Origin of the sequence: Providencia sp. PROV208 (assembly GCF_028479465.1) — a bacterium.
In the GTDB taxonomy this organism is placed as follows: domain Bacteria; phylum Pseudomonadota; class Gammaproteobacteria; order Enterobacterales; family Enterobacteriaceae; genus Providencia; species Providencia alcalifaciens.
Map to the genome: position 1 here is coordinate 73364 of NZ_JAMPNS010000018.1, position 25310 is coordinate 98673.

The 25310-nt window shown below is 34.5% G+C and carries 22 protein-coding genes and 2 pseudogenes; 14 read left to right on the forward strand and 10 right to left on the reverse strand.

Translation table 11 applies throughout. The features are described 5' to 3' along the window. Positions 1-602 precede the first annotated feature (602 nt). From PR766_RS14890 to sicP, 9 genes are all read right to left on the reverse strand, one after another. The gene (locus tag PR766_RS14890) at positions 603-1676 is read right to left on the reverse strand and encodes a DUF3491 domain-containing protein (protein ID WP_036954281.1); all 1074 of its coding nucleotides are present in this window, start codon (positions 1674-1676) and stop codon (positions 603-605) included. A 63-nt stretch (positions 1677-1739) separates the two neighbouring features. Continuing rightward, positions 1740-1997: a hypothetical protein gene (locus PR766_RS14895; protein WP_148444773.1), complete on the reverse strand. Its 258-nt coding sequence runs from the start codon at positions 1995-1997 to the stop codon at positions 1740-1742. Positions 1998-2341: 344 nt separating this feature from the next. Further along, positions 2342-3718, reverse strand: coding sequence for a hydrogenase (locus PR766_RS14900; protein ID WP_230086698.1), 1377 nt, complete (start codon positions 3716-3718; stop codon positions 2342-2344). Positions 3719-3735: 17 nt separating this feature from the next. Continuing rightward, the gene (locus PR766_RS14905) at positions 3736-4251 is read right to left on the reverse strand and encodes a TcdA/TcdB catalytic glycosyltransferase domain-containing protein (protein ID WP_316245642.1); all 516 of its coding nucleotides are present in this window, start codon (positions 4249-4251) and stop codon (positions 3736-3738) included. Beyond that, the gene (locus PR766_RS14910; RefSeq protein ID WP_071992163.1) at positions 4206-4976 is read right to left on the reverse strand and encodes a TcdA/TcdB catalytic glycosyltransferase domain-containing protein; all 771 of its coding nucleotides are present in this window, start codon (positions 4974-4976) and stop codon (positions 4206-4208) included. The genes PR766_RS14905 and PR766_RS14910 overlap by 46 nt, the downstream gene beginning before the upstream one ends. Before the next feature lie 153 nt (positions 4977-5129). Further along, entirely contained in the window at positions 5130-5459 is a 330-nt protein-coding gene (locus PR766_RS14915; protein ID WP_036954271.1) for a hypothetical protein, read from the reverse strand. A gap of 930 nt (positions 5460-6389) precedes the next feature. Continuing rightward, the gene (locus PR766_RS14920) at positions 6390-7532 is read right to left on the reverse strand and encodes an EspG domain-containing protein (RefSeq protein WP_036954268.1); all 1143 of its coding nucleotides are present in this window, start codon (positions 7530-7532) and stop codon (positions 6390-6392) included. A 94-nt stretch (positions 7533-7626) separates the two neighbouring features. Beyond that, positions 7627-9318: a type III secretion system effector BopA family protein gene (locus PR766_RS14925; protein ID WP_036954265.1), complete on the reverse strand. Its 1692-nt coding sequence runs from the start codon at positions 9316-9318 to the stop codon at positions 7627-7629. 29 nt (positions 9319-9347) lie between these two features. Then, entirely contained in the window at positions 9348-9719 is a 372-nt protein-coding gene (sicP, locus tag PR766_RS14930; protein WP_036954261.1) for a chaperone SicP, read from the reverse strand. Between the two features lie 642 nt (positions 9720-10361). Here sicP and PR766_RS14940 point away from each other — a divergent pair. Both PR766_RS14940 and PR766_RS14945 read left to right on the forward strand, forming a co-directional pair. Beyond that, a pseudogene (locus PR766_RS14940) lies at positions 10362-10542 on the forward strand (IS3 family transposase); the annotation flags it as partial. Positions 10543-10627: 85 nt separating this feature from the next. Next, on the forward strand, positions 10628-11422 hold the full coding sequence (locus PR766_RS14945; protein WP_080684238.1) for a hypothetical protein: 795 nt from the start codon (positions 10628-10630) through the stop codon (positions 11420-11422). An 834-nt stretch (positions 11423-12256) separates the two neighbouring features. On the opposite strand, the pseudogene PR766_RS14950 reads toward PR766_RS14945, so the two are convergent. Continuing rightward, positions 12257-13373, reverse strand: a pseudogene (locus tag PR766_RS14950) (IS3 family transposase). Positions 13374-13942: 569 nt separating this feature from the next. Here PR766_RS14950 and invF point away from each other — a divergent pair. From invF to sctT, 12 genes are read left to right on the forward strand one after another with little or no spacing between them, the layout of a single operon-like run. Then, positions 13943-14704 (forward strand): AraC family transcriptional regulator InvF, encoded by a 762-nt coding sequence (gene invF / locus PR766_RS14955; protein ID WP_154635822.1) that lies wholly within the window; start codon positions 13943-13945, stop codon positions 14702-14704. Next, on the forward strand, positions 14694-16421 hold the full coding sequence (gene sctC / locus PR766_RS14960; protein ID WP_036954466.1) for a type III secretion system outer membrane ring subunit SctC: 1728 nt from the start codon (positions 14694-14696) through the stop codon (positions 16419-16421). Before invF ends, sctC begins: the two co-directional genes overlap by 11 nt. Continuing rightward, positions 16411-17520: a YopN/LcrE/InvE/MxiC type III secretion system gatekeeper gene (locus PR766_RS14965; RefSeq protein ID WP_036954254.1), complete on the forward strand. Its 1110-nt coding sequence runs from the start codon at positions 16411-16413 to the stop codon at positions 17518-17520. The genes sctC and PR766_RS14965 overlap by 11 nt, the downstream gene beginning before the upstream one ends. A 34-nt stretch (positions 17521-17554) precedes the next feature. Beyond that, positions 17555-19651 carry an EscV/YscV/HrcV family type III secretion system export apparatus protein gene (locus PR766_RS14970; RefSeq protein ID WP_036954252.1) on the forward strand — a complete coding sequence of 699 codons (2097 nt, stop codon included), beginning with the start codon at positions 17555-17557 and terminating at the stop codon, positions 19649-19651. A gap of 17 nt (positions 19652-19668) precedes the next feature. Continuing rightward, entirely contained in the window at positions 19669-20076 is a 408-nt protein-coding gene (spaK, locus tag PR766_RS14975) for an SPI-1 type III secretion system chaperone SpaK (RefSeq protein ID WP_154635821.1), read from the forward strand. After that, complete coding sequence (gene sctN / locus PR766_RS14980; RefSeq protein ID WP_154635820.1) at positions 20073-21359, forward strand: type III secretion system ATPase SctN; 1287 nt, start codon at positions 20073-20075, stop codon at positions 21357-21359. The genes spaK and sctN overlap by 4 nt, the downstream gene beginning before the upstream one ends. Beyond that, a complete protein-coding gene (gene spaM, locus PR766_RS14985) occupies positions 21346-21801 on the forward strand; it encodes an SPI-1 type III secretion system protein SpaM (RefSeq protein WP_154635819.1) in 456 nt (151 codons plus the stop codon). The genes sctN and spaM overlap by 14 nt, the downstream gene beginning before the upstream one ends. After that, positions 21789-22664, forward strand: coding sequence for a SpaN/EivJ family type III secretion system needle length determinant (locus PR766_RS14990; protein WP_154635818.1), 876 nt, complete (start codon positions 21789-21791; stop codon positions 22662-22664). The genes spaM and PR766_RS14990 overlap by 13 nt, the downstream gene beginning before the upstream one ends. Next, positions 22664-23569, forward strand: coding sequence for a YscQ/HrcQ family type III secretion apparatus protein (locus PR766_RS14995; RefSeq protein ID WP_154635817.1), 906 nt, complete (start codon positions 22664-22666; stop codon positions 23567-23569). Before PR766_RS14990 ends, PR766_RS14995 begins: the two co-directional genes overlap by 1 nt. Before the next feature lie 2 nt (positions 23570-23571). Further along, positions 23572-24240 (forward strand): EscR/YscR/HrcR family type III secretion system export apparatus protein, encoded by a 669-nt coding sequence (locus PR766_RS15000; protein ID WP_036954242.1) that lies wholly within the window; start codon positions 23572-23574, stop codon positions 24238-24240. A 32-nt stretch (positions 24241-24272) separates the two neighbouring features. Then, entirely contained in the window at positions 24273-24533 is a 261-nt protein-coding gene (locus PR766_RS15005; protein WP_154635816.1) for an EscS/YscS/HrcS family type III secretion system export apparatus protein, read from the forward strand. Positions 24534-24536: 3 nt separating this feature from the next. Then, positions 24537-25310 carry a type III secretion system export apparatus subunit SctT gene (gene sctT / locus PR766_RS15010; RefSeq protein WP_154635815.1) on the forward strand — a complete coding sequence of 258 codons (774 nt, stop codon included), beginning with the start codon at positions 24537-24539 and terminating at the stop codon, positions 25308-25310.

The following is a 25310-nucleotide window of genomic DNA, read 5'->3' on the forward strand; positions in this document are numbered from 1 at the left end:
TATAAGTTTCATGCGGCTTAGCGTGTTTAAAGGGATTTAAAAAGCATTTTCAGCCCCATCAATGCATTAACAATTTACAGTTCGAACTTAGTGTTTAATTACATTCAAATATTAATACATTTCCTTGAGATGTACTTACTAATTTATAAATATCCAATAATGTTAAATATGTTGAGTTAGAGAACTCTAGTCTTGATAAAGACGAATCCAATTTAGATGAGTCAGAACTCAACAACGTATACTCTTTTTGATGACTCCCTTTATGTACAGTAATTATTAATTTACTTCCTGAAACTTTAGCATATACAGCTATTTTTTCACCACTCACTGGAACTAATAATGGAGATATATCTATATGTTCTATTTTAGATGCTGAATTTTTTAAAATGATGGTTGTTGGTTCGCTGTTAATAGCATTTTATATATAGTGAACCCCTGATTCACCATATGTTATACTAGAATAATTTGTTGGAACATTAAATGAAATATCAGGTTTATTGATAATGCACTCAATATTTTTATTAGTTACAAATATTTTCATTAATTAATCAAAGAAAATGCAAGTGTTTTTTTGCAATATGATTCATAGAGAGAGTTGATAATTAACTCATAATCCAACTCATTGTTTTTATGATGTTTTTCCAGGATTTCATATTCGCACTTTCCAATGTGAAAGTTTTTTTATCTTCCGTTAGTTTTAAATTCAATCCATCTTCAGTTGAAAATACTAATTTATTAACATACTCTGAAATATCACCATCTTTATGTGCATGAATTTCGATTCTTTTTGCATCTAGATTTCTATTTTTATCAAAAAACAGATAAATACTATCATCATTATATGTTATATGGTCTATATCATTGATTCCACCTTTGTATTTAAAATATTGCATGCCAGAATTAGGTGATAAATGTATACTTGTTCTATATACTTTAGTTTTTGTATCTGGGACAGGTATTTCAACAACATTATTGCCTCCCCCTAGATGAACAGTTCCACCAATAGCCCCAAGAGTGAAATGGTTATCATATTGATTTCCTATAAAGGTATCGTATCCATAGTCAGAACCTATTAAAGTATTAATGTTATTCTGTATCAAATCCATCATTTTTGAGGAATGATGGGTAAGATATGGCAGTAACGAACGCACTACAGTTTGTCGGCTATTTTGATTTAGATTAACGTGAACAGAAAATCCTTGTCCAAGATTTTTAAATGATAAAATGTTTTGAGTATGAGGTTGACCTTGAAAGTCTACGTTTCCTATACCATTTGTTTGTAAAATCATACCATTTTTTCCTCCTTTCAAAGTAAACCAAGATTCTTTCATCGCATGTAAAATATCTTGATTTTTAAGTAAAAATAGTTCTTTTTCTAATGGAGGAATAGCAAATGTAGTAAAGTTATCCGAACAAGTTATGATTGTTGATTTATGATCCTTATGCATTAATACATGATCTGTTCTCGCTAACTCTTTATAGGTTCCGTCATTCATTCTTTTAGCTTCTGTATAAGCTATAATACGAGCACTATATCCGAGAATCACTGTTGTATAATCCCCTTTAGGGATCACTGGAAATGTTGGCTGCCACAAACGATTCGCATACCCTTTAGCTAATTGATACTCATGCTTTGCGTTATCATTACAAATAACTTTATCTATGCTTCCAACCAAATGAATTTCTGGGATATCGAGTGTACTTGTGCAAGCTTTTGCATACCCACTACTCTCTTTAACTTATTGATCACTCAAATGTGCATGATTGCCAAAGTCTCTCCCATCATTGTAAGAGCGATAGGCATTGAATGTAGGTGGAGAGACACTCAAATCAATAGTTACTCCGCCTAACAATTTATTAGGTGATAAATCAAGTAATTTTTTTTCTGGCTTTGCTAAGATAGTTAATTTGGAAGACTCGTTTAAATAATGCTCTAAAGACAACCACGCCTTTCTTCTCATATCAATATGATGATTATGTCTTAATAGATTTTTCACTTCCTGTTGAAAAAATAAATAGGAATTGTAGACAATGCTAACGGGGGAAAAACGGTACCTAATAAGGCCAAAGAGGTATAAGTAGTTGCAAAACCAATGTCAATACCAGCCAAGAGTCGTTCCTTACTGCTGATATTTGGATTTAAGTAAGTTTGGACAGCATCTCCTAATGACCATAGGTTAAGAGCAGTATCAAGGAGTGGTAGCTTTATCACGGTTGCAGCTTTGGTCAATAAACTTCCTGTTGCACCTCCAAACTTTGTAGCTATCCTTTTGAGGAATTATTCCATCCATTCTATAATGAGAAAATAATGAACCACTCTTATATTTATTGGGGTCAAATTTTATTTTTTTATTTTATTTTGTTTTTTTATTGGTTTAGGTTTTGACTCAAATATTTCAACGTTTAATATATCTTGTAATGACTTATCTTTATGGCTTATTTTATACTTTGCCAATGCATCACCATTTATAGAAATAACGCGATTAAACATTAATTCATTATTTTTACTATCTATTTTTAGTTTGTATTTATTCCCTTTGTCTAAACCTTCTTTGTTAAATACACTTAGGAAGTATTCTCTAAATTTATTTTCATCTGAAAACTCAACAACGCCTCCATTTGCATCATAAAATCCATGGATACGAATATCTCCGTTATTAATAGACCATGCAGCCATAGCATGACCGGGAGCCTCCAATTTTAGCAGAACGGGTTCAGTACTCTTGTTATTCAACATACTTAGAACTTCGTTTAAAGGTATATTTTCTTTTTTATTCTTCCACACAATATTGTATGTTGAATGCATGGGGTTTTTGGCATGCAATTTAGATAACGTCAATAGTAATTGCTTAGCATTTGCTATCTCTATTTCAGTATAATGAATCGGCTCACTTAATACTGACGCCGCTGAATATAAATTCTCAAATAATTTTCCAGGCGCTTTTTGTTGATTGGTACTCTGTAAATGTTTTTCTGCCAGAATTAACATCGACAATGGGTCACATCGACCACCAAACCCATCTCCAGATAGATTTAATATTAATAATTGAGGCATCAATTTTTCTGTTGCGAATTTATCAATATTACCACTTGATGTAACTTTATCGAAAAGTTGATGATATTTTTCTAGCATAGGTTGAAACGTTATAGATAAAGCTCGACGTTCAACTTCATACGCTAATTCTCCCATTTGTTTATCATTAAGTTGCGATCTGTTTTTTTTCATGAGCTCAACAATTTCTTTTATATTCATTTCACTTTTGAATCCAGTAATGTTGCGGATTGCATCTGCATCGCTATATCCTTGTAGAAAATCATTGGAGGTCCTAATATCTTTGACGACTGGTCCTGTTGTATCAGCTTTAAGTAGCTCTCCATATTCTTTAAGATATTTCTCTATTTTTTTTAACTCTTCTTTTTTTCTGTTTTTTTGATTATTGCTATCTAATCCTGATACAAATAATTTTGCTTCAACCTTTTCACGTCCACGCAATGGTTCGTGGTGTTTAGTATTATCTTGGTTGTAGTAATAACGTTGTTCTCCTATTCCTTCAAATCTTAATTGTTCTCTTATTCCAAGAAGTTCTCGATATGTTTTTTCTTGATCTGAAATAATAAAATCCAGAACTTTGCTTCCTTTATGAGTAACAAGGAAGTTATTATTACCTCTTTCATTCCAACCTTTTCTATTCCCCCACCATTGATGGCGTTTAGACATAAGAAGTGAATCTCGTATTACTTTAGTTTGTACTGGAGAAAATATTTTTTTTCTTTCTTTATCTCATTGAGAATAAGCTCTAATCGTTGTTTATCTTCTATAGATAATTGATTTTTAGTTCCAGCACTTGGTTCTTCACTCACTAATGATAGTAGTTCATCAGTCATTGCACGACGAAGTGGTTCCTGTTCTAAAAAGTCAAAGTTTTTACTATTATCTTGAAGGATCTGATAAACGTTTGACGTATAGGCAGGGGCTATATCATAATCTGAATAAATGCCACCATGATTTTTTAATATGATTGCGCGTAACATGTCAGTTGCTGCTGCATAGTTTCCTCTAAGAATAAGCTCTCTTTGGTAGTATTGTTTGCTATGCACTTGTTTCATTTCTGGTAATTCTGTTACGCTATTTATATTTAATTTATCTGGTCCGAAAATAGCAATTAATTTATTCTTTGTTTCTTCTAGCTTATCTTTATTATATTTTAATTTTTTTTCAAAGGATTGAATTTTTTCCTCATCATAGTGCAGACCTCTTTTAAAAAAGAGATGCGGTTATTATCATTAAATGTTAGCAATCCCTTTGTATATGCATAATTCATTACAGCGTCTTGAAGTTGTAATGTTGATTTAAATAGATAATGTTCAAAATTATCTTTTAATTTTATATTGAATTCCGGCGTTAAATCAGTTGTTGTTTGTAATGTTTTCAACTCTTTTTCGGTTAATAGGTTAATCACCTCACTTTTAGCATTTTCAAAAGCTATTTCTTTAATCTCTTTATTAAACAAATAAGCAAGCATAGCATTTGGGTCTATCCATAAATTAAAAGTAAACTCAGGATATGCATTTTTATATGCGTGTGCATATTTTGTAATACTTTCAGGTGGAGCACCAGCAACCCAAACTACATGAATGAGTTTTTCTATTTCAACTTTATGGGACATATATTCATTTTGAATCTCATGGATTAAGTTTAAAATATTACTTCTTTCATTTGAATAGTTTTCACCATTACTTTTTTCATTTAATTTCTCATGGAGTTTCTCAAGCAAATTAGCTTGTTCTTTTAATAATTCTATTCCTTTTCTACTGTTTTTTTCACTTAAACTATTATAGTTATTTATGCTTTCTTTTAATGGTTTAAGCAATAAATGGTATGGTTTTTTTGGGGGTTGACTATTACGAAATACTTTATCTTCAATATTATCTTTAGATAAAGAATATTTTACATTATTGTTATTATTTGTTTCCACGTTATTTTTTTCAATATTATCAAGGCTTCTTTTTTTTACTTTTACATATTGAACTGATGAAATAGATGTTTTTGAGCTTTGTTCATTATAAGGATAATGTACGTCTACCGAAAATGGTAGACTAGATGCTTGAGGAATAACTGATGTGAATTTTTATTGATTGCTATCACTCAAGGATATTTGAGAAGAATCACCAGACATTAATAATCCTATACGATGTATAATCGCTGATTTCCAATTTCCAGTGGTCGAAACAGGAGGCGGGCTTGAAGGGTTAATTGTTTTTCTTATTTCCTCTTGAATTAATTTACCAATGGCTATGACTTCATCAGTTGAAGTATTTTTAACCTTTGTTATTCTATTGATGAACGGTTCATGTGTTATTTTTTCCTCGTTGTTTCTATTAATAGAATTAGGTATATTTGTTTTTTCTACTGGATTTCTTTCTTGTTGTGAGGGAAGGGGGATTGTATTAACTCTCATATATTACCTTGACTAAATTCAGTATGATTTTTATATTGATAATTCAATCAATATAAAGAATAGAGATTTGGTGTATGTGTTTGATATTATTTAACTTTTGTCTGAAATGGTATTTTTAGATGATAATGACAGTACCCATTAATATGTTAACTAGTTTGTATCCTCAGCTCTTATTTATAAATAGTGAATATAAAATAATCCGTTATAGTATCGATGATTTAATTTTATCCTCTAAGCTAATAACTAAGGAGGATATAGTTTTCTATATTCAAAAGTATCTTGTCAATAATTGAAAACTATATTATTAATTACTCAAAATATGAGGGAAAGTGCCCGGAATTAATATTAGGCTTACTTTTCTGAATTAAGCTGAAAAAATCTATGCCTATGAAGATGCTTGGTGTACGTATATCAATGAGAAATTTAACCAATCAATGAAAGAAATGGATATTATGTATGCAGGATTATTATTGAGATTATTAATTTTATAAATTGCGTGGGATTTAGTGGAGCAATCTCATGTATGCATGTACCAAAGATAGTGTGCTTTTTCTGTACTTTTTTATTGGGTTAGAATGACAATAGTATGACAAAATTGAGGTTTTCCCCCTTCTCTTACGTGTTCTTTGTATTGACATAACTAGCTTCTAAGCATTGACCTGTCACTGATATCAAGTTTGCCAGTGAACTTCATTCATGTATATATGTCTCATTGAGGAGTATTTGAACCGTATTAAATTTGAATTCAGGAGCATAAACAGGTTTTGATGTTTTAGCTTTTAGACTCTCTATCCCATGTAATTGATAATTCAATTCATGGGCGGAGCATAGCATGATTAACTTTAAACACTAGAGTATAAAAAAAGCACCCTTCAAATTAGACTAAAAGAGTCCAACGTTTAGGGTGCACTTCACTTTAGGGGGAGGGGGTTAATCTGTAAATATAGTTGAACCACTATATTCAGGATGAATACAAGCCTGCATCGAGGAAATATCGCATAGCATATTATTAGGTATAGTATATTCTGTTCGACAAATTAATAACCCGAGTTTATTTGGATGGTTTGGTGACATTGTGGGTAAGCCTGTATTATTGGTGATAAGGAAAGACCCATCTTGACTCGTTGTAGAAATGTTTACACTCATACATGAATTAGGTAAATTCATTCCATGTTCAGCCGAATGCATAAGTGCCTTATTAACCTGTTCTTGATTTAAGACTAAAACGGGCAATGGATATAACTGAAAGAAAGCGGAACACAGTGCTGTAATCCCTGATGAACATGTAAGCAGCTCATACAGATTATTGGTTTGTTGGTCGGTTCCATCACATAGATTTACAACTCGCATAGCTTCACTGGGCGTTAATGCACTTACTATATCGTTTGATTTTTTAGAGTCTAGCTTTAAAATTTGTGATAATTCGTTCTGGGCTTCAGTTGGAAGTGCCATTCCATCGACATGAATACTTACATTCCCGAATGCTCGATGGGCATCGATAAATACACTATTAAATGGTGATGTGCCTGCGAGCAGATCTCTTTCTGAAGAGTGAGGCGTCACAATTGAGGTTGAATGTTGAGTAGCTATTTTGAGTAAATTTCTCATAGAGTTTGGATTTGTTATTTCCATATCATGAGGTGCATGGTGTTTCATAAGATAAGGCTTATGAATACTAAATGGTAAATTGTGTTTTATTATTTCGGATTTTTCTCCATCAAAATGATGGACTTCTTCTTTGCCCGAACCATAGATTATACTTGCAGTGATATCTTCTCCGGGGCTAAGAGATATAGATAGTTTTGTTAAATCTTCAAATGTACCCTCTACTCGTGCTTTTTCACTTGCCATCGGCTGAACAGGGGTCATTTTACTTATTATATCTCTGGCTTGAGCTTGCTGTTCTTGTGAGTACTTAGGAAACCATATACCAAAAGACAGAATTTGTAGTGCTTTTTCTGCAAAAGTCATACTAGACCATGATTTTTTACCATTACTAGATGTAATCGTTGCCGCGTCTAAGATAGTTTGTGGAGTTAAATTGTTCGTGGTATTTATGCTTGTTATATTCATCGTTTAGTTCACTTTGCTCTTCTATTTTTTGAATAAAAGCACCTATCCAAATAGGTGCTTTTTAGCTAAATTTAACTTTTTTATTTAAAATATTTTATAATAGAGTGCTTACGAAATTTTTCGAAACTAACATATGTTCTAATTGGCGCAGTTGCAGCTGTTGGGGTCTGTCTTCTACCATTTTTTTGTTACGAGTCTCCCTTAAGTCTGTAATGATTTTCTCACTAGATAAGCTTGGATTTTTGATTAATTCCATTGCTGTAATTAACGTTCCTGTACGACCAACCCCGCCAAAACAGTGAACCATTGGTACGCTTGTAGTTGCTCTCGTATTTTCATAAATAGGTTCAATTGCATTGGACGTTTCTAGAGTTATTTGCGCTAATTCCAGTAATTGAGATGTACTTTGTAGAGCCTGATGATCTTTCCAACTTTGAACATGCATGACGGGGAGAGTATAGGCATCAGTCTCAGAGCTTATTTTTAAGTGATAATTATCAATTTCAACTCCACTTGGCGTTAGAACACCAGCTTCTTGGGTTACTTGAATATTTATAGAGCCAACGGTACCCGGTTGCCTGAAGTAATCAGGGAGTTTTTTAGCTCTTATTTGATCATCCCCAGTTAATATAACGAGGCAGGAAGGCTTTTGTTCGAGTATCATTCGCAGATGTGATTCTATACCACTTAGCGTTCCTTTTGGGTATGAGCAAGCTATAGCGACAGGAACTCCACCTGTTGACATAAGATTAGCCGGCATAGGGGTTTTATCCTGTAAATGAATTTGGGTATTAGGATTCACAGGAATATTACCGAATCGAGGCAAGTTTAATTTCGGTAGTTCTATCTTAACCGGACGACCACTTTGATGAGCTAGCAGTTTTTCTTTTAATGCCATCACATCTTTTGTTATTCCTTGGATTCGTTCTGCCGCTAATGATAGGTCATTATGAGAGGCTGAATTTACCCATGCTTCTACGGAACTACCAGTAGTTCCCCATTGAGAAAAAGGACTATTACCAACTAAAACACTTTTTAGTGTATTCTGAAACTCCTCCATTCCAGGAATACCGGACAAGTTAGATAAATTGGTTAGTAATGTTTGTAATGTTCTCAATGCCCCGCTACCTTCTGATAGTTTAGAATACTTTGTTTGTAATTCTTGACCTGAGAGCTTTTGTAATTCTTCTATTCGAGTCAAGCTAGTTAAGGCTGATGCAAGAGCGGCTTGTTGTATGTTTTTTGCCAGCGCTTCAACGGTATTATAATCTGGCGGGATCGTACCTTCAGTAACAATAATACTTGCTTTTAGATTATTTTTATTGGAGCCTGCAGAGATAAAGTTACTCATTGTTAAAGCTTGTTGAGCAACATTCGGACCATATTTTTGCTCTAATTCGTGGACAAATGACTCTTTAGCTTGCATCATTTGCGCTGCAGGAAGAAGAATTGTTTGAATTTTACGTTGTGTTAAAGGTGTATCACCAGAACTTAAGTTATAAGCTGAAATAACTTTATCCGCAGTGTTGGCACCATAGGAATTTGATAAAGCCTCTGCAAATACCGCTACGGTGGCTTGATTTGCTGTTTTGATATTTTCAATATGGGTTTTTACTGCACTTATGTTTTTAAAGAGTGGAAATTGACCTAAGAAACTTAAAATTCGACCACAAAATCCTTCACTTGCAGTGGTAATGGTTGATTCGTTGGAGGTGTTACTGATAACTAGACGAGCATCTTGACTTCCAGATACTTGCGAAAAATGGGATAAACTAATATGTTGCATAAAACATCCTCGCAATTAATGTTGATTACTTAGGTTAATCTTTCTTTAAAATCATCTAACTTATTTACAAATGATTCTATTTTATTAAGGATATTATCCTCACTTAAATTTGTAATTGAATCTAAATAAAGTAGAGCTTCTGATGTGGGTTCATAGCCGATTGTTCCCAAATTTTTTTCGGCAAGAACCCTATTTAAAATCATGAGATCGCACCAAAGACTGCAATTTTCTTGCTTTATCTTTGATATCAATCCATTTAATAACCAATAATGTTCATTAGCCTGTATAGATACTAATAAGTCATCATCAAGCAATAACATACATTGTTTATTATCATCAAAGGATAGTGGGATACCTAATTTATTACCGATAGAATTTAAAATATTTTGGTGTGATTTCATTTTTATACCTTTAATATTATCTGGTTATAGTATAATACTGGCAGGAATGTATTTTAATTGTTATCCGATGAACTCTTTTGCTTATCCTGCATATGTTTTTTGTTGGAGTGCTTTCTATGTTATTGTGAAATCTGTTTTAATAGTCTTTTAATGTTATTTTCATAAAAAATCTATTCTACTTTTGTTTTTATTTTAAATGTTATTATGTGTGTTTTAATTTTTTATTTCGCTTGGATTGTTATCTTGCTATTTATATTTAAATATATAAGGTTGAAATCTTTGATTCTAGATATTTTTGATTCAGATTGGTAGTGGAAATAAAATTTTAATTTTAAAATGGTATTTTATTGTGATATAACGTTATTTTTTTGCTATAAAAGTGATTATTTATCATTTTTATTTCGATAATTTAAAATTTAGTTTATATAGTTTTTAATTATGAATTAAATTCATAAATTTTATATATGATTCATGTATTGAGTGATAAATAATATCAAAAAATGCTCATCCTACCTGTTTGGTGTTATTACAATAGGTTGTCTTCATGCTTTTTATCAGATGTACCGTAAAACCATGTTCTTCAGGACGGGGATATAAGGCGTGATTTTCCAACTAACTTAGTGTGTACTGTTGTTCAATGTATTGCCGTTTGTAGGTGAGCGTTGTTTTGTAAAGGCTTAACAAGAAATCATCCGCTACATTATTGGATATTATAGCCAGTTCAGGTTGCATCAGAATAACAGCAGGGTAACGCCCAGTGAGTCAGAACGATTGTATTGGGAAATCTCTAAAAACCGTGGTCAATTTTAGTTTAGCACTATAGAGGGTAAATATTGTTGGAATAAAGTATTAGAATAAGGTAAGGATACGCTTTATTCATTGATGATAAGGATTATAGGGGGAAGTGGTTGATATGTGATTTAATTGTTTGTTTTTTGTTATCTGCATTGGTGGAGGCATTATCAATTTTTTTTGTGCGCTGGTATTATTTACATTTTGATTTTTTTATTTTAGATTTACGCATGTTTTTATATGGAGTTGTGAGGGTATTGATTATGTTTAGTTCTATTGGGCAGTCAACATGTAGAATGGTTAATAATCCGTGCATTAGAGCAGCAGCAGAGATCTCTTTTAAGCAGGAAAGAAATAGCGGGGGAATGTTGGACCGATTATTCGGAGTGAGAAGAGAGTCGCTATCTGTTCAGGTAAATAATCGGATTACATGTATAAGTTTAACAAAGGTAAATAAAGAAGTCGATAAGGCCATCTTACGTTCTGGTGTATATAAGCCTTCTTGGGTCTGTCAAGAAACAGTAACTCATCTATCTGCTGAGGTTAATAAAACTATTGATCGTATCTGTCACCAACAAGCGAAAAATATAAGTAACATTCAAAAAGATCGTATTTTTGCTCACCTCTCGAATAGATTGGGCTCTGGGGTTAAATTAGATTCTAGGTGTACACAGAGTTCAATTGGGCACATATTAAGAAATAACTCATATGTTACTAATAAGCTTGAGAATTTAGTATCTAGTAGAGATATGAGTAGCCACGAAAAAAATGAAATAAAAAATATTGTTACAAGTAAATTAACTGATATTGTCTTTGAAGATAAATTCGGAGGGGTGAGTGTAGAACAGTTAAGGAAGGATGCTACTCGAGAAGTAGAGACTCAATTAAAACGGTATTCTGCACCTTTTTAATTGAAAGTGATTAATTTAGTCGCTTTCAATTAATAGGATGTTTCCTGTGCATTATGGGATTTATTTCATTACTCGCTTCGGTCAAATTAAATAGTATGTTGATATAATACTATTTATTTTTTAGTCGGTGTGAGTTGCGTGACTCAGTATGCATTTATTTATGAATGCCAGTATAAAAATTGATATGTATATAAAGATTTTTCTGGGGGAGGGGGAACTAAATTGTTTGACCTTTAGTGTTTAGCTCTTATCCCAAGCGGGATTGTCAGATAATAAATGGCAAATCAGCGATAAGCTTTGGGATGCATCATTGACTACGATGATAGTTATTCCTGCTATGAATGCCATCTTCTTTGTACTCAGAATGGGTTGACAATGGAATACCCTAAATGCCACAAAAATATGATCGTCAAGCCAGCTCACTGCAGATTACAGGAGTGGCGGGATCCTATGCATGGTTATTACTCATTTGCTAACAACAGGATACCATAGGCTTCTCCTGGCTAACTCTCGATTGCTGCATGACTAAATCGCCACTGGGTGTTTACAAAATATTCAGGAGCCTACAAGTAGGGGAAACAAGGCGTAAAACGTAGTTCGGGGTTGACTGATAAACTGGTCTCTTTTAATGATTGAGCTCATCGTTTTTTCTCAGGTCATTACCAACCCTTTTGGCGAAAAGCTCCTTCATTGCATGATTTTTAAGATTGACTTCAGCAAACATTTTTTAGCTTAGTATTTTCATCCTCAAGCTCTTTTAATTATTTAATATCATTAGTTTTCATACTAGAATCAGTGAGTATTGAAAATATTAACGATCTTGTCCACTTCCCTTTAATTGAGACACACCAACTTAGAGTTTTCTAACTGTTTTCGATATGTCTCCGGTGGGAGATTATTTAAACTTTCGTGAGTTCGATTGTGGTTATAATCTTGCAGCCAAAACCATGCTAATTCTCGAACTTGGCTCAACGATTCAAATAAATACTCATTTAAAAATTCACGACGGAACGAACCATTAAAACGCTCGATAAATCCATTTTGTTGCGGTTTTTCCGGTTGAATATGGCACAACGAAATTTGATTATCTTCACCATAATTCAATAAGTTAACTGAAATGAGTTCAGAGCCATTATCGACTCGGATCTGTTTCGGCAACCCTCTTTCGGCTTTTAAACGTTCAAGCACCCTGATGACGCGTTCAGCCGGTAATGACGTATCAATCTCAATCTCCAAGCATTCACGCGTTCCTTCATCAATAAGATTGAGAGTTCTGAAGGGCTTACCGCAATATAAACTATCGTGCATAAAATCCAATGCTCATTGAATATTCGGGACTTTTTCTATCACTAATGATTTTTTCACGTTTCGGAAGCACTTTTTTAACCCGTTGTTTCAGGTTCAATCCTAATTGACAATAAACTCGTTTATGATTAAAAGGATAGCCTTGAAATCTCAGTCGGAAATAGCATTTCCAAAATCCCGATTGTGGCGATTTAGCTAACACAGATTATTACCACACGGTCTTTTTGCGCCAATCTATTAGCTGACGGTAAAATGTGGCGCGTGCCAATGACGTCAGCTCACAAGCCTTAGTGACTGATAAACCAGCCTCTTTTAATGATTGAGTACAGGCTCTCTTTTCAGCCACTACCAACTCTTTTTTGCGAAAAGCTCCTTCATCGCATGATTTTCAAGGCTAACTTCCGCAAAGAGCTTTTTCAGTTTTATGTTTTCCTCTTCAAGCTCTTTTAATCGTTTAACATCATTAGCTTCCCTACCACCATACTTTGATTTCCAATTATAATAAGTGGCATTACTTATCCCATTTTGACGGCAAATATCTTCTACTTTCATCCCTGAATCAGTGAATATTGAAAATATTATCGATCTGAGTTTCAGTAAGATGGGATTTTTCATCATGACTTCTGCAACTGTTACAGCAGAAAATCTAATTATAGTTGTCTCATTTTTTTTGGATAGTTTTTTAGTCATCTAAAATAATTTTATTATTTATTTTATTCATAACTTGCTGCAATTTTTTTTGCTAATTTATTGATAGGAAGTGGGGATTTAATTTCAAACTTAATTAAATTTTTTATGATGTTGTTATTCTATCATCCGATTAGATGTTTTTTATTCTTAAATTTTGTGGTGAGATAGGGTATTTTAGTGTGATACATTTTTTCATGATTTGGTTTATGGAAGAGTTTTGTTTTTTGCGGATTATAATAATGAGATTTTTTGTGTGATTTTATTAATTTTTATTGGATTGTTAATTTAACGTTATTCTATTCTTATTTTTTAACTACCCACTGTTTTGGTATTGATATCTTATCAATTATATTAATGTGATATGGGATTTTCAAAAAAGTAAACCGAATAAAAGTTATTTGTTAAAAATACTTATGATTTTAATTAGTAATAATTGTAGGTGTAGTCATCATTTTTCCATCATGTTTTTTTTGGGTAATTAGGTGATCCTTATTACCTAATTATAATTACGTTGAGTTTAATCATATGCTAAATCCTGTTGAATGTTTAAAAAAAGAGGATGTTATAAAGGTATATAACTCAGAGGTTTGGTTATTAACGCCAAATCAAGGAGAGCGTTTTGTTTTTGATATTCATCAAGATAAAGCATATGAACAGTGCGAAATTGTAAAGAGTTCTTTATTGATTTTAAATCGTGTCTCTGTCCATATAAAAAGCGAAAGTGTTATTTTTAGGTCATTAAAATTAGCGCGTTTAAGTAAACTTCTTGCATTTATGGATATGGCTTTTGGGAAAAATTTAGCCAAAGTGAAGCCTCCTCACTGGATGGTGCTTGAGTTAAGTAATCCTGAGATATGTGAGGATATCAAAAGCTGTGAGCGTTGGTTTTTAAAACAATATATGACTCCAACAGAAGAGTTCACTTTTTTTATTTCTATGTTACGTCAAATGGAAAGTTATTGTGTCATTCAATTTCTTTTTAACCAATCAAAAAGTGGTAATACTTTGATTGAGTTAGGTGAGAATTATGGTGTTTCTTACTCGCATTTTCGTCGATTATGTAATCATGCATTGGGCGGTAAAGTAAAAAATGAATTGAGGATCTGGCGGATGGCTCAGTCGTTGCTTGAAAACATAGAAAAAGAAGGCAACTTAACTCAATTAGCCCTTAATAATGGTTATGCCTCATCATCTCATTTCTCTAATGAGATTAGAGAAATGATGGGGGTATCTCCTCGTGATTTATCAAATATTATTAGATTGGCTTCTATTCAAAATGAAAACTAAAGTTATTTTTTCAGCGTTGTTTTTGTGTCTGGTGTCATATGGGATTACTGCGCCTCAAGCCGCCGAATTATCTGTGGAGTTAAATGCGAAAGGTGATCATGGTTACGTTGCAAAAGATGATAGCTTACGTAGCTTTTTTGAAGCTATGGCTGCCAAGCTTAATGAGCCCGTGATTGTTAGTAAACTTGCTGCAAGAAAAAAAATCACAGGGACTTTTGATTTCAGTCGACCAAAAGAGCTATTAGATAAGCTTTCTTTCCAATTAGGATTGCTTTGGTATTTTGATGGGCAAGCTATTTACATTTATGATGCGAGCGAAATTCGAAATGCTGTAATTTCATTACAAAATATCTCATTGACGTCATTTAATGATTTTCTTCGTAAGTCAGGGCTGTATGACCAGCGTTATCCTTTAAGAGGTGATAACAATAGTAATACGTTTTATGTTTCAGGTCCTCCTGTTTTTGTTGAGTTAATTGTTAATACGGCTACCTTAATTGATAAAAAAGATGAAGGTATTCAACTCGGAAAACAAAAAATAGGTGTTATTAGATTAAATAATACTTTTGTTAATGATCGTGTATATAAATTACGCGGTCAGGAAATTGCCATTCCTGGAATGGCGACAGTTATTGAGAATTTATTAGAGGGAGAAAAGCAACCTTTAGCTAATAATATTCTGAATAAACAAATTACTGAAATGCCTGATTTTGTTTCTGAAATGAACGGAACATCATCTGGTCCATTGAATTATAACTCTAACGTTAGTTTACCAGAGGCTTTAAAGCAAACCGCAGCTGCCGGTGATATTAAAGTTATTGCTTATCCTGGAACAAATAGCTTATTAGTTAAGGGAACTGCAGAACAAGTTGATTTTATTGAGTTATTAGTTAGAACGTTAGATATTACCAAACGTCATGTTGAATTATCTCTTTGGATTATTGATTTAAATAAAAGTGATTTGGATCAATTAGGTGTGGTATGGAGCGGAGGGATCAATTTAGGCGACAAATTAAGTATGTCTTTTAACCAGTCCACACCAATAAGTACGTTGGATGGCGGGAAGTTTATTGCTTCTGTGTATGCGCTTGAGCAAAAAAAACAAGCAACCGTTGTTTCCCGACCCGTTATTATGACGCAGGAAAATATTCCAGCGATTTTCGATAATAACCGAACATTCTATACCAAGCTCATTGGCGAGCGGACTTCCAGCTTAGCCGATGTTACTTATGGGACTTTGATTAGTGTTCTTCCTCGATTTGCTGCAGATGGACAAATCGAAATGTTACTGGATATTGAAGACGGTAATGAAGCGAGGACGGCTGATTATAGCAATGAAGAGAATGTTGATGTTTTACCTGAAGTTGGAAGAACCCATATCAGTACGATTGCTCGTGTCCCACAAGGTAAAAGTTTATTAATTGGAGGGTATACGCGTGATGCAAATTCTCAAGATTTACAGAAAGTTCCATTTCTAGGTGATCTTCCTTTTGTTGGCGGATTATTTCGTTATAACAATCAGAATAAGAGTAATACTGTTCGCGTTTTTTTAATTCAACCTAAAGAGATTGTTGAACCATTAATGTTTGATGCGAACGATGTTGCATTAAAGGTTACGAAAGAAGGCGGAGCTGATATTACCGATGATCCGTTACATAAATGGGTTATTAGTTTTTTAAATCGCGACACTGAATTAGAGCTGAATAATGGCAATTAATGTTTCCCCTGGCGGATTAATTTCTGCGAAAGTTCTTGCAAGGCAGGCTGCGCAGCAAGAGGTTAATCGACATAATGATGCTCGTCAAGCTGAGGCTTTGCAGACAGAGGATACTTCTCCCGGCGCTGAGATACAAAGATTTGTTCAATCTACAGATGAAATGTCTGCAGCGATGGCGCAATTTCGAAATCGACGCGATTACGATAAAAAAGCGGGAGAATTATCGAGTAGTTTTGAACGGGTTTTAGATGAGGATATTCTTCCTAAAGCCCAGAAAATACTGCAAACAGCCAAGCTTCAGAATGTTACTGCGGATGAATTATTACGACAAGCTCAAAAACTGTTTCCTGATCCGAGTGATTTAGTTTTAGTTTTAAGAGAATTGCTAAAACGAACTAAGTTAAGTGAAGCTGTACGTAAGAAATTACAAGTTTTATTGAAAGAGGTTGAAGCTCAAGCTGATCCTAAAATGCTTAAAGCAGGGATTAACTGTGCTCTTAAAGCGCGTTTGTTTGGTAAGTCGATGAACCTACAACCTGGGTTATTAAGGGCTAGTTATAGGCATTTTATTCAAAGTGAGTCTGACGAAATAGATACGTATAGTGATTGGGTAAGTAGTTATGGTTATCAAAGACGTTTAATTGTTTTGGATTATATTGAAGGTGCATTATTAAGCGACATTGATTCTTTAGATCCAAGTTGTTCTCATTTAGAGTTTGGATATTTATTAGGTCGATTAAGTCAGCTTAAATCACTACGTTCTGCGGATCTTTCTTTTATAGGGAAGCTAGTATCAAGCTCTTCTATATCGAGTTTTAACGTCGCAGAATCAGTTTGGTTATTGTTGATGTTTTCGCTATTAAAAGAACCCCATGCGGTTGATGCAATATTATCCGATATTCTTGGGGATGAGATTTTATTAAAAAGTCATAAAGAACATAGTGTGTTGCTATATGAATTATATATCGCCAGTAAAACATTACCGTCAACGTTATTTTTTGACCCAAGTTGGCGAGAGGATTTACTAGATTCTTTACGGAATATGGCTGATATCGCTTATCGAAATGAATTAATTGAGCAACGCCGTCGAACTAATTAATGATATTTTACCTATTCTATCAGGATAATTCATAGTGTTTAACTCTCTGCTTAATGGTGTCAGGCTTCGTCCTGAATTAATAATTTTGTTATTAATGGTAATGATAATTGCAATGTTTATCATTCCATTACCCACGTATTTAGTAGACTTTTTGCTCGCATTAAATATGGTTTTAGCCATATTAGTGTTCATGGGCTCTTTCTATATTGATCGGATTTTAAGTTTTTCTACCTTTCCAGCGGTACTATTAATCACCACGCTTTTTCGTTTAGCTCTTTCAATTAGTACGAGTCGTCTGATTCTAATTGAAGCAGACGCCGGGGAGATTATTGCTACGTTTGGGCAGTTTGTCATAGGAGATAGCTTAGCTGTTGGTTTTGTTGTGTTCTCAATCGTCACTATTGTTCAGTTTATTGTTATTACCAAAGGTTCTGAACGTGTGGCTGAGGTTGCAGCTCGATTTTCTCTTGATGGGATGCCGGGTAAACAGATGAGTATTGATGCGGATTTGAAAGCTGGGATCATTGATGCTGATGCGGCTCGAGAACGACGCAGTGTTTTGGAAAGAGAAAGCCAGCTATATGGTTCTTTTGATGGTGCAATGAAATTCATTAAAGGGGATGCTATTGCTGGGATTATTATCATCTTTGTTAACTTTATTGGCGGGATCTCCGTTGGAATGACTCGCCACAATATGGATTTTTCTGGGGCTCTTTCTACCTATACGATGTTGACCATCGGTGACGGTCTTGTTGCTCAGATCCCTGCTCTATTAATTGCGATCAGTGCTGGATTTATTGTGACTCGTGTTAATGGTGATAGTGACAACATGGGTCGTAATATTATGGGGCAGTTACTCGGAAATCCTTTTGTTCTAGCGGTAACCGCAGTACTGACGATTGCTATGGGGACATTACCTGGTTTTCCTTTCCCTGTTTTTATTATTTTATCTACTGTATTAGGTATTCTGTTTTATTTTAAATGGCGCTCAAGTAAATCTTCAGATTCTTTAATGAAGAAAGGGAGTGATAAACCTATATCTCGATTTGGGGACGCCAAAGGAGATACATCGGCTACTAATACGAGTGCTCAAGATAATTCGTCATTGGGTTTAATTACAAACCTTGACAAAGTCTCAACTGAAACTGTTCCATTAATTCTTTTGGTACCCAAAAATCGATGTGCTGCATTAGAGAAAAGTCAATTTATTGAGCGTTTACAGAGCCAGTTTTTTATTGATTATGGTGTGAGGCTCCCTGATATGCTGTTACGTGATAGCAATCAAGAGTCGATGGATAATACGGTTTCGTTACTCATTAATGAAATTCGCGTTGATCAATTTGAACTGTATTTTGACTTAGTTCGTATTATTAATTATTCGGATGAAGTGAACTCTCTTGGGATTGACCTTACCTATAGTCATTACGGGGCTAGCACCTGTGTATGGGTTCATCCGTCTCATAGCGAAATATTAGAGAAACTAGGTTATCAATTACGTTCCGCAACAGATGAACTGTATCATTGTATTTCTGTGTTATTAGTTCGTAATGTCCATGAGTATTTTGGCATACAAGAAACTAAACATATGCTGGACCAACTCGAAGATAAGTATCCTGACTTGCTCAAAGAGGTTTTACGACATGCAACGGTTCAGCGTATCTCGGAAGTGTTCCAACGATTATTAAATGAAAGAATTTCTATTCGTAATATGAAATTAATAATGGAAGCTCTCGCACTTTGGGCTCCGAGAGAGAAAGATGTTATCAACCTTGTTGAGCATGTTCGAGGAATGATGGCTCGCTATATTTGCCATAAATTTGCGTATGGCAGTGAGTTACGTGTAGTCATGATCTCATCCGAAGTAGAAGATATTATTCGTAAAGGAATTAGGCAAACATCAGGGAGTGCATTCCTTAATTTAGAACCTGAAACGATGGACAGTTTAATGGATCTATTTTCTTTAGGTCTTAATGAGTTACCGATAGCACATAAAGATATTGTGTTATTAACATCTGTGGATGTTCGCCGATTTATTAAAAAATTAGTTGAAAATCGTTTTCCAGATTTGGAAGTAGTCTCTTTTGGGGAGATAACAGATAGCAAATCTGTAAATGTTATAAAAACAATCTAAATCAAGGTTAATTATTTATGAATACGTTAGACATTGCACAATTAGTCCGTTCTGCTCTGGAATCTCATGGCTGTGATCCCTCATTAATTAGCGATATTGATAATCATTCAACAATTGTTCTTGATTTATTTGATTTACCAAGTATTTACATTAGCGTTGTTGATGAGGATGTTTGGTTATGGGCATCTCTGTGTGATTATTCTGATTCTGTTCTTGATCAACGTGCTTCTGGATTATTACGCGCATTAATGGCGGGATGCTCATTTATGAGAACAGGGCAGTTACAGTTAACGAATCAAGATAATGCATTAGTATTACAAGGATTAGTTCATCAAGATAATTTATTGGATAGTGCAAAATTTGCAGAGTCATTAAATGAATTCTTTAATCAATTAGAGCATTTTTGTCAGTCATTATTACGATGAAATCACTTCGTTTACTTCAAAAGTTAGCACACCCTCAGCGAATATCTGGACCAATATTAGAAGCAGAGTTACCAGATGTTGCAATTGGTGAGCTGTGTAATATTCGAGCTCATTGGCAAGATGACTCTGTGATTGCGCGTGCGCAGGTTGTGGGATTACAACGTGACTGTACTGTTTTAAGTTTAATCGGTAATGCTAATGGATTAACGCGTAACGCGGTTATTGTACCGACAGGACGAGCATTATCCGTCCCATTAGGTAACTTTGTTTTAGGCTCAGTTATTGATCCTACGGGACGAATTGTTGAGCGTTTTGCATCAGAAATTCCTTCTACTAAAGAAGAGCGCATGATTGATGTTGCTCCTCCGGAATATTTTTCTCGTGTAGGGGTGAATGAACCATTAGTTACAGGGATCAGGGTGATTGACGGTGTTCTCACTTGTGGTGTTGGTCAACGTATCGGAATTTTTGCATCTGCTGGCTGTGGTAAAACAATGCTGATGCATATGCTTATTGACCAAACGGAAGCCGATGTTTTTGTTATCGGATTAATTGGTGAGCGGGGGCGTGAGGTCACTGAATTTGTGTCAACGTTACAAGGATCACCAAAAAAAGATCGCTGTGTTTTGGTGTTTGCAACTTCTGATTTTTCCTCTGTTGATAGGTGTAATGCTGCATTACTAGCAACCACAGTTGCCGAGTTTTTTAGGGATCAAGGAAAGCGAGTTGTTTTATTTATTGATTCAATGACTCGTTATACTCGTGCGTTACGTGATGTTGCACTTGCTGCGGGGGAAGCCCCCGCTCGCCGTGGTTATCCTGCATCTGTTTTTGACAGTTTACCTCGGATACTTGAGCGTCCTGGCGCAACAAACAAAGGAAGTATCACCGCGTTTTATACTGTTTTATTAGAAGGTGAAGATGAGCCCGATCCAATGGCGGATGAAATTCGTTCGATTCTTGATGGGCATTTTTATTTGAGCCGAAAATTAGCAGGACAAGGTCATTATCCTGCTATCGATGTTCTCAAAAGCGTTAGCCGGGTCTTTGGTCAAATAACGACGGAAGAACATCAATCGGTCGCCTTCAATGTTCGAAAGCTAATTACGAAGCTTGATGAGTTGCAGATTTTTATTGATCTTGGTGAATATAAACACGGCGAAAACTCTGAAAATGATTTTGCTATGAATATGAGAGAGCCATTGAAACGATGGTTATGTCAGCCAATAAATCAATATTCGTCGTTCTCAGATACGTTACGGGGAATGTATGCCCTTTCGTAAGAAAATTAGGACATTGATTCATCGTTGCCAACTATCACAATCACGTTGTGATGTTCAGATTGCGGGATTATCTCGTGAAATCCAAGAATTGATGTCATCAAAAGAGTCTATCCAGGTTCAAATTGAGGGATTAAGGCAGTTATTAAAAACACAACGAGTAAATGCCGAAACGTTAAATCGAGAGCAATTAAATGCCATGTTGCGTAAGCAATCTGTACTTAGGCGTAAGATATACGAGTGTAATACGTTGATAAGTCAAATTATCGAGCAGTGTAAAGAGTTAGAAGAAAAACGGGTAGCGTTACAACAAAAACGACAATATTGGTTGCGAAAAGAAGAAAACTATAACCGTTGGTTATCAAAGCAAAAGCAACAAATCTATTTATTTAATTTACGTCAAGATGAAATTGAACAAGAGGAAAGAATACAATGGAATCTATAGCATTTTCTAACATTGGTGAAAAAACGGATATCGTTTTGCAGGAAAATGTGGAAAGTCTTGATGAAATTTTACGTTCTAAAGTTGAGGATAAGTCTAACTCTAACTCAGAGGAGCGTGAAGATGAGATGCTTTCTATGGAAGGATTCCTGGGGGCTCCATTAGCGATGTTATCAACAATATCTACTAAATATCAACGCGGTGTTCAGTCTCAAGAGCAAAAGAATAAAAATGGAATGGGGAATTTCCGTAATGACAATTTGCTTTCATTGAAATTAAATAACACGAAATCAATACTGAATGTAGGGGAAGGCAAAGCTTTAGCTAGAGGAGAATCTGCATCGGTTAAAAATTCTGAACCCCTTGATGTTATTAGGCAAAAATTAATTAGCAGTGAAGAAATATCAACGGATGGCGAAGATAGTCTTCTATCATCATTGAAAAAAGATAATGTTTCAACATTCAAAAGTGCTGAAGGCGGTGCGTTGTCTATGACAATGTTATCGGCATCAACATTATCATCTTCATCTGTCGTCGATGCAAAAATGAACGCGAGTTTATTACATAGTTCGACTTTAGAAGCCAAGATCCAGGCTGCGGTAGAAAATAGAAAAACGTTGGATACTTCAAGTATGGACTCAAATTCATTGACATATCGCTTTCAGCGTTGGGGAGGCGAGTATTCAGTGAATATTCAAGCTCAAAGTGGCTCAATGATGCTATCTCCTTCAGATGCGCTTGTTGAACAGAAATTAAATGATAATTGGCAATCCGGAAATCCTCATCGTTGGCATTTAGTCCAAGAGGACAATAGAGATGGGCACCAGTCTCAAAATCAGCACATGACTGATGATGAGGAGGATTAATGTCATTTCGGTTAAAAAAAATAGCTCAAAATGAGCTTCTTCTTTCCAGTGCTGCGGCTATTTGGCAGCGACAAGGTGAGGTGGCCTCGATTGGTTTCCCCCCCAAACATGGTAAATGGGTTAAGTGTGGTGATTCTCAACGTCTTTGGGAAGGTTGGATATTATTAACTGATTGGCTTGAAGCGATTTCTCCTGAGTTAGCAAAATTGGCTGTCTCTGCAAAAGCAGAAAATCAGATTATTCATTGGTTGGTCTCTAAAGAGCGACCATTTGAATGTCCTATGCATGAATTAGGCTATCAACGGCTATGGTTTAGTGATGTGATATCTGGAGAACATTTACCTGATAAAGCATTGTTACGCATATTGAGTAGTCATGGGCCTATATGGCTTGAAAAAGTCCCCAAAATTGGACCAAAAAAAGTATCCATTGTGCCCTCTAATTTATCTTGGCCAATATCGTTAAGTCTAGGATATAGCAAGGTTCAATTGAAGGTGTTAGAACAGATTGAACTTGGGGATGTATTACTCATTCAGACAAAATTATCTGAAGTATTTTGTTATACAAAAAAATTAGGTCTTTTTCAGTATGTTGATGAGGGGGTGATTATGGAAGTACAAGATCTTAATAATACCGAGGAGATGCATAGTGATGCCTCAAGTGTTGACTCTATTCAGAAGATGGATGCAATCCCAGTTAAGATGGAGTTTATTTTACATCGTAAACATTTAAGTTTATTGGAACTACAATGTTTATATGAGGGTCATGTTTTTCCGTTACCAAATGACTCCGAATCTCGTATTGAAGTTCGTGTCAATGATGTTTTATTGGGATATGGTGAATTAGTTCAACTGGATGATTCATTAGGCGTTGAAATAACTAAGTGGTTAAATGAGAGTAAGTAATAATGACTAATGATATTTCGTTGATTGCTATATTAGCATTTTTTACATTATTACCATTTATTATTGCTGCGGGTACTTGTTTTTTAAAGATTTCAATTGTTTTTATTATGGTACGGAACGCATTGGGCTTACAGCAAGTTCCATCTAATATGGTGCTCAATGGAATAGCATTATTACTTTCTTTGTTTGTTATGTTACCGATTACACAAGAAGCTTATGATTATTATAATGATGAAAATGTCAATTTTAATGATGCAACATCGCTGAGTCAGTTTGTTGATAATGGGTTAGTTGGTTATCGTGAGTATTTAACTAAATATTCTGATAAAGAATTAGTTAAGTTTTTTGAAAAAATACAATTAAATCGTATTCAAGAAGGTAATGAAACGACAGTGACAGATGATGATTTAGATGAACCCTCTATTTTTTCTTTGTTACCAGCATATGCTTTGAGTGAAATAAAGAGTGCATTTAAAATAGGATTTTATATTTATTTGCCTTTTGTTGTTATTGACCTTGTTGTGTCGAGTGTTTTACTCGCGTTGGGTATGATGATGATGAGCCCTGTCACCATATCAACACCAATTAAATTGATATTATTTGTTGCATTTGATGGATGGACCTTATTATCTGAGGGACTCGTTATGCAATATATGGAATTAGCTAAGTGAGGATGATGGAATATAGGTGAAATGGTGTATATATGAATGATTTAGTTTTTGCTGGAAATAAATCACTGTATTTAGTTTTAATTTTATCTAGTTGGCCAATTATTATTGCGACAGTAATTGGTTTACTCGTTGGTTTATTTCAGACGGTAACTCAATTACAAGAACAAACATTACCATTTGGTCTCAAATTACTTGGGGTTTGTTTGTGTTTTCTATTACTTTCAGGTTGGTATGGTGATGTGCTTCTTTCCTTCAGTCGAGAGGTATTAAATTTAGCTCTTATTAAGGGATGATGAATGTCATTTGACCTATTTTTTGAAGCTCATGCATGGGTTTATACGGCATCATTGGGGCTTGCTCGGGTGTCTCCAGTCTTCTTTATGCTACCATTTTTAAATAATAATGTGCTAACTGGCGTTGTTCGTAATTCAGTAATCGTTATTGTTGCTGTTAGTGTATGGCCGTATGAAGTGTCTTCAACAGAATTACCGAACACACTTCCAGCAATAGCCGTAATCGCTCAAGAAGTCATCATTGGCCTTATTCTTGGTTTTCTCGTTGCGTGGCCTTTTTGGGTTATGCATGCATTAGGTAATATTGTTGATAACCAAAGAGGTGCAACATTAAGTAGCACAATTGACCCAGCTAATGGTATTGATACTTCTGAAATGGCAAATTTTTTAAATCTATTTACTGCTGTGATTTTTTTACAAAATGGAGGATTACAGATGATGGTAGAGACTTTCTATGAAAGTTATCAATTATGTAATCCTACGGAGTCATGCTTTCCTTCTTTACCGCCTGTACTCAGTTTTATTAATACAATTACAGCGCAATCATTTGTTTTAGCGAGTCCTATTTTGGCAGTTTTATTATTATCAGAGGTTGTTTTAGGTTTACTTTCTAGATTTGCACCACAAATGAATGCTTTTGCAATTTCGTTAACGATTAAAAGTGGTCTTGCTGTACTTATTATGTTGTTTTATTTTTCACCTGTTTTTCCAGATAATATATTAAAATTATCATTTACGCCTGCTTTACTAGATACTTGGATTTCAGATATTAAGTGA

What these genes read in the sequence shown, in the direction of transcription:
- PR766_RS14920 (WP_036954268.1), bottom strand. Translation starts at nt 7,532, where the DNA reads ATGAATATAACAAGCATAAATACCACGAACAATTTAACTCCACAAACT.
- PR766_RS14995 (WP_154635817.1), top strand. Translation starts at nt 22,664, where the DNA reads ATGTCATTTCGGTTAAAAAAAATAGCTCAAAATGAGCTTCTTCTTTCC.
- sctC (WP_036954466.1), top strand. Translation starts at nt 14,694, where the DNA reads ATGAAAACTAAAGTTATTTTTTCAGCGTTGTTTTTGTGTCTGGTGTCA.
- spaM (WP_154635819.1), top strand. Translation starts at nt 21,346, where the DNA reads ATGCCCTTTCGTAAGAAAATTAGGACATTGATTCATCGTTGCCAACTA.
- PR766_RS14990 (WP_154635818.1), top strand. Translation starts at nt 21,789, where the DNA reads ATGGAATCTATAGCATTTTCTAACATTGGTGAAAAAACGGATATCGTT.
- PR766_RS14965 (WP_036954254.1), top strand. Translation starts at nt 16,411, where the DNA reads ATGGCAATTAATGTTTCCCCTGGCGGATTAATTTCTGCGAAAGTTCTT.
- invF (WP_154635822.1), top strand. Translation starts at nt 13,943, where the DNA reads ATGCTAAATCCTGTTGAATGTTTAAAAAAAGAGGATGTTATAAAGGTA.
- PR766_RS14925 (WP_036954265.1), bottom strand. Translation starts at nt 9,318, where the DNA reads ATGCAACATATTAGTTTATCCCATTTTTCGCAAGTATCTGGAAGTCAA.
- PR766_RS15005 (WP_154635816.1), top strand. Translation starts at nt 24,273, where the DNA reads ATGAATGATTTAGTTTTTGCTGGAAATAAATCACTGTATTTAGTTTTA.
- PR766_RS14915 (WP_036954271.1), bottom strand. Translation starts at nt 5,459, where the DNA reads ATGAGAGTTAATACAATCCCCCTTCCCTCACAACAAGAAAGAAATCCA.
- sctN (WP_154635820.1), top strand. Translation starts at nt 20,073, where the DNA reads ATGAAATCACTTCGTTTACTTCAAAAGTTAGCACACCCTCAGCGAATA.
- PR766_RS15000 (WP_036954242.1), top strand. Translation starts at nt 23,572, where the DNA reads ATGACTAATGATATTTCGTTGATTGCTATATTAGCATTTTTTACATTA.
- spaK (WP_154635821.1), top strand. Translation starts at nt 19,669, where the DNA reads ATGAATACGTTAGACATTGCACAATTAGTCCGTTCTGCTCTGGAATCT.
- sctT (WP_154635815.1), top strand. Translation starts at nt 24,537, where the DNA reads ATGTCATTTGACCTATTTTTTGAAGCTCATGCATGGGTTTATACGGCA.
- PR766_RS14900 (WP_230086698.1), bottom strand. Translation starts at nt 3,718, where the DNA reads ATGTCTAAACGCCATCAATGGTGGGGGAATAGAAAAGGTTGGAATGAA.
- sicP (WP_036954261.1), bottom strand. Translation starts at nt 9,719, where the DNA reads ATGAAATCACACCAAAATATTTTAAATTCTATCGGTAATAAATTAGGT.